The 12,226-nt window shown below is 58.6% G+C and carries 14 protein-coding genes; 5 read left to right on the top strand and 9 right to left on the bottom strand.

What is annotated here, in order from left to right:
* The first annotated feature begins 105 nt into the window (after nt 1-105).
* Nucleotides 106-804: a lipoate--protein ligase family protein gene (locus tag AB4N53_RS17000; RefSeq protein ID WP_460121827.1), complete on the top strand. Its 699-nt coding sequence runs from the start codon at nt 106-108 to the stop codon at nt 802-804.
* Here AB4N53_RS17000 and crp read toward each other — a convergent pair.
* The gene (gene crp / locus AB4N53_RS16995; protein WP_460121825.1) at nt 801-1,445 is read right to left on the bottom strand and encodes a cAMP-activated global transcriptional regulator CRP; all 645 of its coding nucleotides are present in this window, start codon (nt 1,443-1,445) and stop codon (nt 801-803) included. The two genes, AB4N53_RS17000 and crp, sit on opposite strands and share 4 nt — an antisense overlap.
* Nucleotides 1,446-1,680: 235 nt before the next feature.
* Between crp and AB4N53_RS16990 the strand changes: the two genes are divergently transcribed.
* Together AB4N53_RS16990 and speD are read left to right on the top strand one after the other, a co-directional pair.
* The gene (locus AB4N53_RS16990) at nt 1,681-2,103 is read left to right on the top strand and encodes an OsmC family protein (protein ID WP_016772921.1); all 423 of its coding nucleotides are present in this window, start codon (nt 1,681-1,683) and stop codon (nt 2,101-2,103) included.
* A 237-nt stretch (nt 2,104-2,340) separates the two neighbouring features.
* A complete protein-coding gene (speD, locus tag AB4N53_RS16985) occupies nt 2,341-3,135 on the top strand; it encodes an adenosylmethionine decarboxylase (protein ID WP_024014530.1) in 795 nt (264 codons plus the stop codon).
* A 111-nt stretch (nt 3,136-3,246) separates the two neighbouring features.
* Here the strand turns inward: speD and coq7 are convergent, their stop codons facing one another.
* From coq7 to hemJ, 6 genes are all read right to left on the bottom strand, one after another.
* Nucleotides 3,247-3,894 carry a 2-polyprenyl-3-methyl-6-methoxy-1,4-benzoquinone monooxygenase gene (coq7, locus tag AB4N53_RS16980; protein WP_253496334.1) on the bottom strand — a complete coding sequence of 216 codons (648 nt, stop codon included), beginning with the start codon at nt 3,892-3,894 and terminating at the stop codon, nt 3,247-3,249.
* A gap of 195 nt (nt 3,895-4,089) precedes the next feature.
* Nucleotides 4,090-4,428: a histidine triad nucleotide-binding protein gene (locus tag AB4N53_RS16975; RefSeq protein ID WP_016772924.1), complete on the bottom strand. Its 339-nt coding sequence runs from the start codon at nt 4,426-4,428 to the stop codon at nt 4,090-4,092.
* Between the two features lie 56 nt (nt 4,429-4,484).
* On the bottom strand, nt 4,485-5,273 hold the full coding sequence (locus tag AB4N53_RS16970) for an SDR family NAD(P)-dependent oxidoreductase (RefSeq protein WP_460121822.1): 789 nt from the start codon (nt 5,271-5,273) through the stop codon (nt 4,485-4,487).
* Between the two features lie 61 nt (nt 5,274-5,334).
* The gene (locus tag AB4N53_RS16965) at nt 5,335-6,282 is read right to left on the bottom strand and encodes a DUF805 domain-containing protein (protein ID WP_460121820.1); all 948 of its coding nucleotides are present in this window, start codon (nt 6,280-6,282) and stop codon (nt 5,335-5,337) included.
* Between the two features lie 77 nt (nt 6,283-6,359).
* A complete protein-coding gene (locus AB4N53_RS16960) occupies nt 6,360-7,328 on the bottom strand; it encodes an NAD(P)H-dependent flavin oxidoreductase (protein WP_460121818.1) in 969 nt (322 codons plus the stop codon).
* Between the two features lie 33 nt (nt 7,329-7,361).
* Nucleotides 7,362-7,790: a protoporphyrinogen oxidase HemJ gene (gene hemJ, locus AB4N53_RS16955; RefSeq protein WP_460121816.1), complete on the bottom strand. Its 429-nt coding sequence runs from the start codon at nt 7,788-7,790 to the stop codon at nt 7,362-7,364.
* A 134-nt stretch (nt 7,791-7,924) separates the two neighbouring features.
* On the opposite strand from hemJ, the gene argC reads away from it, so the two are divergent.
* A complete protein-coding gene (gene argC / locus AB4N53_RS16950; protein WP_101160815.1) occupies nt 7,925-8,959 on the top strand; it encodes an N-acetyl-gamma-glutamyl-phosphate reductase in 1,035 nt (344 codons plus the stop codon).
* A gap of 147 nt (nt 8,960-9,106) precedes the next feature.
* Nucleotides 9,107-9,457 carry an iron-sulfur cluster insertion protein ErpA gene (erpA, locus tag AB4N53_RS16945; RefSeq protein WP_007918905.1) on the top strand — a complete coding sequence of 117 codons (351 nt, stop codon included), beginning with the start codon at nt 9,107-9,109 and terminating at the stop codon, nt 9,455-9,457.
* 69 nt (nt 9,458-9,526) lie between these two features.
* Here the strand turns inward: erpA and AB4N53_RS16940 are convergent, their stop codons facing one another.
* Entirely contained in the window at nt 9,527-10,618 is a 1,092-nt protein-coding gene (locus AB4N53_RS16940; RefSeq protein WP_460121813.1) for an anhydro-N-acetylmuramic acid kinase, read from the bottom strand.
* A gap of 3 nt (nt 10,619-10,621) precedes the next feature.
* Nucleotides 10,622-12,046, bottom strand: a complete 1,425-nt coding sequence (locus AB4N53_RS16935) for a peptidoglycan DD-metalloendopeptidase family protein (RefSeq protein ID WP_460125174.1) — start codon at nt 12,044-12,046, stop codon at nt 10,622-10,624.
* Nucleotides 12,047-12,226: the final 180 nt, after the last annotated feature.

Genomic DNA, 12,226 nt, shown 5'->3' with positions numbered 1-12,226 from the left:
CAGGCTCGCTCCCACATTTGGAATGCATTTCCCCCTGTGGGAGCAAGCCTGCTCGCGAAGGGGCCTTCGAATCCGCTAAAGAGACTCAACTTGCCGGAGCCCACCATGTCGCTGCCAACCCCGCTGACCATCGAATCCGGCCTGCAAGCCGAACAGGACTTGCTGGCCTCGGTCTGTGCCGGCGACGCCGAATTCGGCCTGCTGTTCTGGCAGCCCACCGATCGCGCGCTGGTCATGCCGCGCCGCCTCAACCGTCTTCCGCAATTCGACCACGCCTGCGAAGTCTCCGCTGTCGCTGGCTGGCCCGTGCTGTTGCGTGAAACCGGCGGTGAGCCCGTCCCGCAATCCGCTGCAACCATCAACATTGCCTTGGTGTATGCCCCTCCTCGCAGTGAAGGCGACTTGAACCGCATCGAAACCGGCTACCGTCGGCTATGCGATCCGATCTGTCAGTTGCTGGATGAATTGGGTGGCACCTCGTCAGTCGGGGAAATCGACGGCGCATTCTGTGATGGTCGTTTCAACGTCAATCTCGACGGTCGCAAAATGGTCGGCACCGCCCAGCGCTGGCGCCAGAGTCAGGGCGGCCAGCGTCCGGTGGGGCTGGTGCACGGTGCGATGCTGATGGATGACGAGCGCCAATCGATGGTCGCTGCGGTCAATCGCTTCAATGAAGCCTGCGGGCTGGAGCAGCGGGTGAGGGCGCAAAGCCACATCGCCCTGCATGAGAAATTCAACGCGCCACAGGCGTTGGCGCGTCTCGATGAATTGTTTCGTTTGATGCTGGCGCAGATTTACGTCTAGCGCGTGCCGAAGACCACCATGGTCTTGCCTTTCACATCGACCAGGTTGCGTTCTTCAAGGTCCTTGAGTACGCGGCCGACCATCTCTCGCGAACAGCCGACGATTCGACCGATCTCCTGGCGGGTGACCTTGATCTGCATGCCGTCCGGGTGGGTCATGGCGTCCGGCTGTTTGCACAGCTCCAGCAGGCAGCGGGCGACTCGGCCGGTGACGTCGAAAAACGCCAGGTCACCGACTTTGCGCGTGGTGTTACGCAGGCGTTGTGCGATTTGTCCGCTGAGGACGTAAAGAATGTCTGGATCCTGCTGCGATAACTCGCGGAACTTGGCGTAACTGATTTCCGCAGTTTCACATTCGACCTTGGCCCGCACCCAGGCGCTGCGTTCCTGCTCCTGACCTGCCTGCTCGAACAGACCCAGTTCGCCGAAAAAATCCCCGGCGTTGAGGTAGGCGATGATCATCTCGCGGCCATCGTCGTCTTCGATGAGGATGGTGACCGAACCCTTGATGATGAAGTACAGCGTGTCCGAGCGATCGCCGGCGCAGATGATGTTGCTCTTGGCCGCATGACGCCGGCGCTGGCAATGCATCAACAGCTTGTCGATGTTCTTGATTTTGGGTGTGGGGGTAATAGCAACCATGGTTGTATCCCGAAAAGACTGCACGGTGATGTTTGAGTTTTTATGAGGCGCTGAAGGCGGTCGCTACAGGGCTGACGAATTGGCGCCAGCGAATTGGCGCCAGCTTACCAGACACTTCGTCGAAAATTCGAGAAATTACCTACAGCCAGAAAGCATCCGTCCTAGGACGTCGTTCCTGTCGGGACAAAGCGCTGTGCTAAGCTGGCGACCCTTTTTTTACAGTGGAGTCTGGGCGATGAAGGCACGCATCCAATGGGCTGGCGAAGCCATGTTCCTCGGCGAATCCGGCAGCGGTCATGTCGTGGTGATGGACGGCCCGCCGGACGCTGGTGGCCGTAACCTCGGGGTTCGCCCGATGGAAATGCTTTTGCTGGGTGTCGGCGGTTGCAGCAACTTCGACGTGGTCAGCATCCTGAAGAAGTCGCGCCAGGCCGTTGAAAGCTGTGAAGCCTTCCTCGACGCCGAGCGTGCGACTGAAGATCCCAAGGTGTTTACCAAGATCCATATGCACTTCGTGGTCAAGGGCCGGGGCCTGAAAGAAGCTCAGGTCAAGCGCGCCATCGAGCTGTCGGCCGAGAAGTATTGCTCGGCGTCGATCATGCTTGGCGCGGCTGGCGTGGCAATCACCCACGATTATGAAATCGTCGAACTCGGCTAAACCGACATTCAACTATCATAAAAGCAGTGCAGACTCTGGCGATCCCCCGCTGACGTCTGCATAATGCGCCACTTTTTTCAGGGCAGTGATCGGTCAGCCGACGGGTCATCCGCCTGAACAGATAACCAAAATCGCCATCGCGAAGAGGTGTTAACCGTCCTACGCAGGTGCGTTGTTCGCACTTGACGGGCATGCTTGATCACGCGGCCGCGCCGCATACATAGAGAGTTTTTAACGGTGAAAAGCAAACTCAAGCTCCACGGGTTCAATAACCTGACAAAGACCTTGAGCTTCAACATCTATGACATCTGCTACGCGGAAACTCCGCAAGACCAGCAGGCTTACGTTGAGTACATCAATCAAGAGTACAACGCGAAACGCCTGACGCAGATTCTCACAGAAGTTGTCGAGATCATTGGTGCCAACATCCTGAACATCGCCAGTCAGGACTATGAACCCCAGGGCGCCAGCGTCACGATTCTGATTTCGGAGGAGCCGGTGACCCCGACTGACAGCCAGATCGAAGAATCGCCGGGCCCGTTGCCCGAAATCATTCTGGCCCACCTCGACAAGAGCCACATCACGGTGCACACCTATCCGGAAATCCATCCGGACGACGGTATTGCAACGTTCCGTGTGGATATCGACGTGTCGACCTGTGGTGTCATTTCACCGCTCAAAGCGCTCAACTTCCTCATTCACCAGTTCGATTCGGACATCGTGACCGTGGATTATCGTGTGCGCGGCTTCACCCGTGACGTTGAAGGCAATAAACACTTCATCGACCACGAGATCAATTCGATCCAGAACTACCTCTCCGAAGACACCCGCGACGCGTACCAGATGACCGACGTGAACGTGTACCAGGAAAACCTGTTCCACACCAAAATGCTGCTGAAGAACTTCGAACTGGACAACTACCTGTTCGGCGACGCGACCAGCAACCTCTCGCCCGAGCAACGTGCCCAGGTGACCGACCGTGTGAAACACGAAATGCTGGAAATCTTCTACGCGCGCAACATGCCGACCTAAGATTACCGGACACAAAAAAGGCGACCTCCTGGTCGCCTTTTTCATGCCTCACACAAAACCTCTGTGGGAGCGAGCCTGCTCGCGAAGAGGTCATCAGCACCGACACAGATCTCAGATCCGATAAGTACTCTTGGTCATCACCTTCGCCAGCAAACTCATGCCGAATTTCACCGGCGCCGGGAAACGAAACCCGCCTGCATCCAGAGCACTTTCCGCATGGTGTTCTTCATCGATGCGCATCTGCTCGAGAATCGCCCGGGACTTCTCGTCCTCGGCCGGTAATTGCTCCAGATGCTCATTAAGATGCTTGCACACCTGATGCTCGGTCGCCGCTACGAAACCAAGACTGACCTTGTCGCTGATCAGCCCGGCCACCGCGCCGATACCGAATGACATGCCGTAAAACAGTGGATTGAGCACGCTGGTGTGGCTGCCCAACTGATGGATGCGCTGCTCGCACCAGACCAGATGATCGATCTCTTCTTCAGCTGCATGCTCCATGGCCTCCCGCACCTGTGGCAACTTGGCGGTCAGCGCCTGTCCCTGATACAGCGCCTGGGCACAGACTTCACCGGTATGGTTGATGCGCATCAGACCGGCGACGTGGCGGGTGTCTTCATCGCTCATCTGCGTATCCGGCTGCAGAATCGCTGGCGACGGACGGTACGGCTGGCCACTGAAGGGCAACAGCGTGCGCATCGCGGCATCGGCTTGCAGCAGCAGACGGTCTATGGGCGAGTAGTGACGTTGGGTAGTCATGCTGACCTCCGGGAAGAATCTCGGCGGCCAGTTTAACCGAATCGGCCGACGAGGGTTTGCGCTGGGTCACTTGCTGCGCGGTCAGGTTTTTTGTGGGAGCGAGCCTGCTCGCGAAAGCAGATTATCGGCTACTGAAGTGTTGAATATATCGGCGCCTTCGCGAGCAGGCTCACTCCCACAGTCGGTTGTCGCCCATCAGCCCGGCGGCCAGTTCATCTGGCGCTGCCCCAGCACGTGCATATGAATGTGATAGACAGTCTGCCCGCCAAGTTCATTGCAGTTCATCACCACGCGGAAGCCTTCTTCGCAACCCAGCTCCAGCGCCAGACGCTGCGCAGTGAACAGGATGTGCCCGGCCAGCGCCTTGTCGTCTTCAGTCAGGTCATTGAGCGTGCGCACCGGTTTTTTCGGGATTACCAGAAAGTGCACCGGAGCCTGTGGGGCGATGTCGTGGAAGGCCAGAACCTGGTCGTCCTCGTAAATGATATTGGCCGGGATTTCCCGGTTGATGATCTTGGTGAACAGAGTATCCACTGCTGTTTCTCCGTTGAGTTGGGCTGAATCGAGTGTACCGCTTCGAAGTCGTCTTCCTAGCGGGGGCAGTAAGCTTTATTGACCATGCCGACAATCGTCCGGTTAAGCCAGCGCGAACCCAGTCGCGGCAGGAACGCCAGCCAGCGGTTGCGTCGTCCCGGAATGATGATGGCGCGGTTTTTATCCAGTGCGCGCACAGCGTGCAACGCCACTTCTTCCGGGATCATCAGCGAATGGTTGCTTTCGATCTTTTCGCTACTCATCTGCGCGGTACGGAAGAACGGTGTACGTGTCGGCCCGGGGCACAGTACCGAGACTTTGACGCCGCTTTGTTTGAGCTCCACGCGCAAGGCCTCGGAAAAGTGCAGCACGTAGGCTTTGCTGGCGTAATAGGTGCTCATCCAAGGGCCGGGGCTGTACGCGGCCACGGACGCGACGTTGAGAATCTGCCCGCCGCCCAGCAGCGCCATGCTGTTACCCAGCGCATGGCAGAGGCGGGTGAGGGCGAGGATATTGACCTCGATGAGGTCCTGCTCGGTCATCCAGTCCTGCGCGAGAAACGGCCCGCAGGTGCCGATGCCGGCACAATTGACCAGCAGATCGATCTGCCGATCGCCTTCTTCCAGCTCCAGCAAGAAGCCGGACAGGCGCAACGGTTCGCCGAGGTCGCAGGCGCGAAACAATACTTCGACATCGAAACGTTGCGTCAGCTCGATGGCGATACTTTCCAGCTGATCACGCTGTCGTGCCACCAGAATCAGGCTGCGGCCGCGCCTGGCCAGCGCTTCGGCCATGGCCAGGCCGATGCCGCTGGAAGCGCCAGTGATCAGAGCGTAACGGGTCATGCAGTTCTCCATCGCAACAGCTCCGCGCCGGCGACGCGGTTGTCACGGCGGGGAGCGCTGTTCATTCTTGCGCAGAGTCTACAGGGGCCTGCGCCGGTTCGGCTGCCTCGTCGGCGGAAATCGCTGGCGGTTCGACGACCTCAACCTCATCGGTGGTCACCGAACCACTGTCATAGCTGCTCTCCAGATTGCTTTCGTACTCCTCCTGCACAGCCGAGAAGCCGCCGAGGAGTCCACCGGCAAATATCAGCGCGAAGAACACGATCCACAAGGAACACAGCACTTTCACCGCCGTGCTGTTGGGCGGTGGCGGTGGGCCGTAGCGGTTGGCGCCAGCATTGCCGGGTACGACCATGATCACCAGCGGGAAGAAGCTGCCCACGAACGGCACCAGGTTCAGCAACCACAGCCAGCCCGACCAGCCGATATCGTGCAGGCGCTGAACGCTGAACAGAATGCTGACAATCATGAAGCCAATGAACAGGAAGACCGCCAGAATGCCACCGAGGATCAGGCCGGTGGTCGAATCGCCGCTGACCAGACCCAGCGCAATCAAAGCAAACACGCCGACGATGGGCAGGGTCACCAGGCTCAAGACCATGGTCCAGGCGAGAAAGCGCAGGCGACCGATCCGGCCTTCGACGCTGAATGGCTTGAGCGTAGCGAATGGCGGCAGAGCTTCACCGACATTGGCGCGCGGAGGGGCGTAAGGCGAGTCAGTGTCCACCACCACTGCAGGGTTATCGTGGACATCCGCCAGATTCAGCTCGATGGCGGTTTCCGCTTCTATCCGCGCGTCGATCCCGGTTTTGTTCAACGCCTGCAGATACGTCTGTGCATCACTGTGGGACAAGTCACGCTTGAGGGCGACGGCGCGGCCTCTGAACAGGCGCTCAATGGCGGCCACATCGGTTTTGAACAGATCCGCCAGATTCAGTTTGGCGGTGGTGAGGTCGACGCCGGGCTGCAGCGCGCCGTCGAAGACGATCTTGTAACGGGTGTCGCTCATGGCCGAGGCATCCTTGTCGCGATTGGGTTTGCTGTATTCAGTTCGAGGCCAGTCTGCCAGCGACTGGCCGGGGTATCTCAGCGCGGCCAGCGTTGTGGCAGCTGTGCAGCGCGCGTTTGGGCTTGACGATATTCAGCGTCCAGCCTTGCGATCAATTGGTCCACGCTCGGCAGATCGTCAATCTGACCAACACCCTGGCCCGCCGACCATACGGTCTTCCAGGCCTTGGCCTCATCGTTGATCGGCTTGAGTTTGTCGCCGAAATTCACCTCGCCCTTGCCTTGCAGTGCAGCCATGTCGAAACCGGCCGCCTCCAGGCTCTGGCGCATGAAACTGGCCGGCACTCCCGACACCGCTGGAGTATGAATGATGTCGGCAGCCTTGGCTGTCAGCAGCATCTCTTTATAAGCGTCAGGCGCGTGACTTTCGGTGGTGCCGATAAATCGCGTACCGAAGTAGGCCAAATCCGCGCCGAGCAGCTGTGCGGCGAGAATCTCATGGCCATGGTTCAAACATCCTGCAAGCAACAGCGTCTTGTCGTAGAACTGACGAATCTCGGCGATCAGCGCAAACGGACTCCAGGTGCCGGCATGCCCGCCGGCGCCGGCCGCGACAGCAATCAACCCGTCGACACCGGCTTCAGCGGCTTTCTCGGCATGGCGCCGCGTGGTCACGTCGTGAAACACCAGACCGCCATAGCTGTGCACCGCTTCGACCAGTTCCTTCACCGCGCCGAGGCTGGTGATAACGATTGGCACCTTATGCTCGACACAGATATCCAGATCCGCCTGCAGGCGCGGATTGCTGTGATGAACGATCAGGTTCACCGCATAAGGGGCCGGATTTTCCAGCGTCGCCAGGCCCGCCTCGATCTGTTCCAGCCAAGCCTTGAAACCGCTGCTTTCGCGCTGGTTCAGCGCCGGAAAGCTGCCGACCACGCCATTGCGGCAGCAGGCGAGTACCAGCTCCGGATTGGAGATCAGGAACATCGGCGCTGCTACCACGGGCAGACGCAGACGTTGTTCGAGCAAAGCGGGCAGCGACATTGTGAACACCCCAAGGATCTGTATTGATTGAAGTTAGAACGGCTTGACCACGACCAGAATTACGATAGCCAGCAATATCAGAACCGGCACTTCATTGAACCAGCGATAAAAGACATGGCTGCGGGTGTTTTCGCCACGGGCAAAGCGTTTTACCTGCGCGCCGCACATGTGGTGGTAGCCGATCAGCAATACGACCAGAGTCAGTTTTGCGTGAATCCAGCCGCCCTGGCTGAAAAGGCTCGGGTTGAGGTAGATCAGCCAGCCACCGAAGATCAGCGTGGCGATCATCGCCGGGCCCATGATGCCGCGATACAACTTGCGCTCCATGACGCTGAAGCGTTCCTGGCTGATCGTGTCGGTGCTTTGCGCGTGGTAAACGAACAGGCGCGGCAAGTAAAACAGCCCGGCAAACCAGCAGACGACGCTGATAATGTGAAACGCTTTGAGCCATAGATAGAGCATTTTTGGTTATTCCCTCATTCACGGTAGCCAGATAGTAGAGGCTTGAGCGTCCGCGCGTCACCTTGGCGGTTGTCGCAGTCGCGCGCGGCCCCTATTATCGACGGCTTTCCAGTGGGTTCGTTGAGGGCAGGTTTATGGTCAAGGTCGGTATCGTCGGCGGCACGGGTTACACCGGTGTCGAACTGCTGCGTCTGTTGGCACAGCATCCGCAGGCAGAAGTGGTCGTCATCACTTCCCGATCCGAGGCCGGTCTGGCCGTGGCTGACATGTACCCGAACCTGCGCGGTCACTATGACGGGCTGGCGTTCAGCGTACCGGACGTGAAAACCCTTGGCGCTTGCGATGTGGTGTTTTTCGCGACGCCACATGGTGTGGCTCACGCCTTGGCAGGCGAGCTGCTGGCGGCGGGTACCAAGGTCATCGACCTGTCCGCCGACTTCCGTCTGCAAGATGCTGATGAGTGGGCCAAGTGGTATGGCCAGCCACACGGCGCGCCGGAATTGCTGGATGAAGCTGTTTATGGACTGCCGGAGGTCAACCGCGAGCAGATCAAGAAAGCGCGCCTTATCGCTGTGCCAGGTTGCTACCCAACCGCTACACAATTGGGTTTCCTGCCATTGCTTGAAGCAGGTCTGGCCGACGCATCGCGTTTGATCGCCGACTGCAAATCCGGTGTAAGCGGTGCCGGGCGTGGTGCGGCTGTAGGTTCTTTGTACTCCGAGACGTCGGAAAGCATGAAGGCCTATGCGGTAAAAGGTCATCGTCACCTGCCGGAAATTCGCCAGGGCCTGCGTCGCGCAGCGGGCAAGGATGTCGGCCTGACCTTCGTCCCGCATCTGACTCCGATGATTCGCGGTATCCACTCCACGCTCTACGCAACAGTAGCGGATCGCTCGGTTGATCTGCAGGCACTGTTCGAAAAGCGCTATGCCAACGAACCGTTCGTCGATGTGATGCCAGCGGGCAGCCACCCGGAAACCCGTAGCGTGCGCGGCGCCAACGTCTGCCGCATTGCTGTGCATCGTCCACAGGATGGCGATCTGGTGGTGGTACTTTCGGTAATCGACAACTTGGTCAAGGGCGCCTCGGGCCAAGCGGTGCAGAACATGAACATCCTGTTCGGCCTGGACGAGCGCTTCGGTCTGTCCCACGCCGGTATGCTTCCTTAACGGCCGCTACAGGTCAGGCGCCGCAAGCTTGAAGCTCACCGCTTGAAGCTTGCAGCTGCCTTTCTAATAGTTGACCAATTTTCTAGGACAAGCGGATAATGCGCGTCATCACGCATTATGGCGGCGTAACGCCGGGAGATAGTCAGCATGAGCGTCGAATCCTTCACCCCCACGGCTTTGCAATTCACTCAAGGTGCTGCGCACAAGGTGAAGAGCCTGGTCGATGAAGAGGGGAATGATCGCTTGAAGCTGCGCGTATTCGTTACGGGCGGCGGTTGTTCAGGGTTTCAATACGGTTTCACCTTCGATGAAGACGTGGCCGATGACGACACCATTGTCGAGCGCGAAGGCGTGAGCCTGGTGGTCGATCCGATGAGCTTCCAGTACCTGGCCGGTGCCGAGGTGGATTATCAGGAAGGTCTGGAAGGTTCGCGCTTCGTGATCAAAAACCCGAATGCCACAACGACTTGTGGTTGCGGTTCGTCGTTCTCGATCTGATCGCGCTTCACCGCACACAACAAAACGCCGCAGAGCCTTTCGGTTCTGCGGCGTTTTTGTATCTGAAGTTTAGGCCGGGTAGATGGCGCCAAGTACGCGCAGACCGCGAGCGCCGGTGACGCTTGGCCGATTGGCGGCGATGCCTTCGAGGCAGCAATGCGCAAGCCAGGCGAAGGCCATGGCTTCCACCCAATCCGGATCAACGCCGTGAGTTGCGGTGCTGGCGACCTTAGTGTCCGGCAGTAGAACCGCCAGACGTTTCATCAGCGTGGCGTTATGCGCGCCGCCGCCACAGACCAGCAGTTCCTGCGTGTCCGATTGAGCACTTTGCAGCGACTCGACGATCGTCAGCGCCGTCAGTTCGAGCAGCGTGGCCTGAACGTCTTCAGCCGCATAGCTCGGCAGGTGCGAAAGATGCTGTTCCAGCCAAGGCAGGTTGAACACTTCACGTCCGGTACTCTTCGGGCCTTTGGTCACGAAGAACGGGTCGCTTAGCAGTGCCTTGAGCAGGGTTGGTTCAACCTTGCCGGTTGCAGCCCATTTACCATCCCGGTCATAGTTCTCGCCACGCTGCCGGTGAATCCAGGCATCCATCAGAACATTCCCCGGTCCGCAGTCGAAACCGGCTACCGGTTTGTTCGGCTCAATCAGGCTGAGATTGCTGAATCCGCCGACATTCAAGACCGCCTGGTTACCGCTACGCTCTTCAAACAACGCTTCGTGAAAGGCTGGTACCAGCGGCGCACCTTGCCCACCCGCTGCGACATCGCGGCTGCGGAAATCGCTGACGACGGTAATACCGGTCAACTCAGTCAGCAGAGCTGGATTACCGATCTGCACGGTGAAACCACGCGCGGGTTCGTGGCGAATGGTCTGACCGTGGCTGCCAATGGCGCGGATGGCATCGGGCTTGAGTTGTTGTTGCGCGAGGAGGGCGTGAATACCTGAGGCGGCAAGTTCGACCCAGTGTTGCTGGGCAATCGCCGAGCGGGCGATCTCGTCGGGACCGCTGGCGCACAAGCCAAGCAGCTCGGCGCGCAGGGAGTCAGGCATTGGCAGATAGTGGGTGGCGATCAGTTTGATCGCCGAGGTCTGCTCGATCAGGGCGATGTCCAGCCCGTCGAGACTGGTTCCGGACATCACGCCGATGTACAGGGCCATGGCTTAGCGCTTGCTCGAAGCCAGCATGGTGGCTTTCTCTTGATCCATCCGCGCCATCAACGGCTGGCTTTGCGCAAGGAAGCGTGTGCGCTCGGACTTGGCGATCGGATCGGCCATCGGCAGTTTCTGGCCCAGCGGGTCGACGTGAACGCCGTTGACCTGGAACTCATAGTGCAAATGCGGGCCGGTGGAGAGGCCGGTGGTACCGATGTAGCCAATGACTTGACCCTGCTTGACGGTGCCGCCGGTTTTCACGCCTTTGGCGAAGCCCTGCATATGGCCGTACAGCGTACGGTAGGTGTTGCCATGCTGAATGATCACGGTGTTGCCGTAACCACCACGACGGCCGGCCAACAATACTTTGCCGTCACCAGCCGCCTTGATCGGCGTGCCTCGCGGGGCTGCGTAATCAACACCTTTGTGGGCGCGGATCTTGTTGAGAATCGGGTGCTTGCGGCCCATGGAGAACTTCGAACTGATGCGGGCGAAGTCAACCGGCGTCCGGATGAAAGCCTTGCGCATGCTGTTGCCATCGGCAGTGTAATAGCTGCTGTTGCCTTGTTTGTTGGTGTAGCGAACGGCGGTGTAAGTCTTTCCGCGGTTGGTGAAGCGCGCCGACAGGATCGGGCCGGTGCCGACAGCCTTGCCGTTGATGACTTTCTGCTCGTAGATCACATCGAATTCATCACCCTGACGAATGTCCTGCGCGAAATCGATGTCGTAGCCAAAGACGCTTGCCATATCCATGGTCAGGCTGTGAGAAAGACCTGCGCGCGCAGCGGACTGCGACAATGAGCTGTTGATAACGCCGTGGACGTAGGCAGTGCGAACAGTTGGCTTGGCAGTCACTCGGTTGAACGTATAACCCTTGTCATTCTTGGTCAGGGTGATGGTTTCAACGTCGCTGACCTTGCTGTGCAGGCTGGTCAACTGGCCTTCCGGACTCAGTTCGAACTCAAGTTTCTGGCCGCGCTTGAGCTGGCTGAACTGCTTGGCCTGCTTGTCGCTTGCCAGTACTTCGTGCACGGAGGCTGCCGGTAGGCCGACTTTTTCAAACAGTGTAGACAGCGTATCGCCTTTGGAAACCACGACTTCACGGTGCCCAGGCTCTTTCGGTTTCTCAGCAGGCGCCACAGGTGCTGGCGCTGTTTCAGCGGTTTGCGCGGCGTTTTGGTCGCTGTTTTCGATTTGTGCGAACGGCGAGGCTGCGGGCTCGTTTGTGGCTTGAGCCGCATCAGCAGCGTCTTGATCTTGTGTCAGTTGTTCAGCAGGACTTTCCAGTTCAAGACTCAGAGTCGTCTTTTTGGCTTCAACATCGCTGGAGGGAAATACCAGCAGCGCCAGGCTGAGAAGGGCGGCGATTCCACTTGCGGCGAGCAGGTGGGTCTTCGGGTAAAGCGGGGGCGCTTTAGACGGTTCTGTGGTCATAGGTAATTTTTGACTTTGAAATAGATGAATTGGAAAAGATGAATGACATGATGAAGATGAAATAACTGTATAAAATATAACCAAATCATCGCTGAAGCAAGTCTACAGACCTCGGGTCTGTGGATTGGTGTCCGTGCGCCGGGCAAAACTTGTAATTGGTGCGCGTTCTTGTATGGTTGG

The sequence above is a fragment of the Pseudomonas sp. H3_E04 genome, from assembly GCF_054668915.1.
Note: the sequence above shows the minus strand (reverse complement) of the source record. Positions and strands in the feature narration are given on the sequence as shown.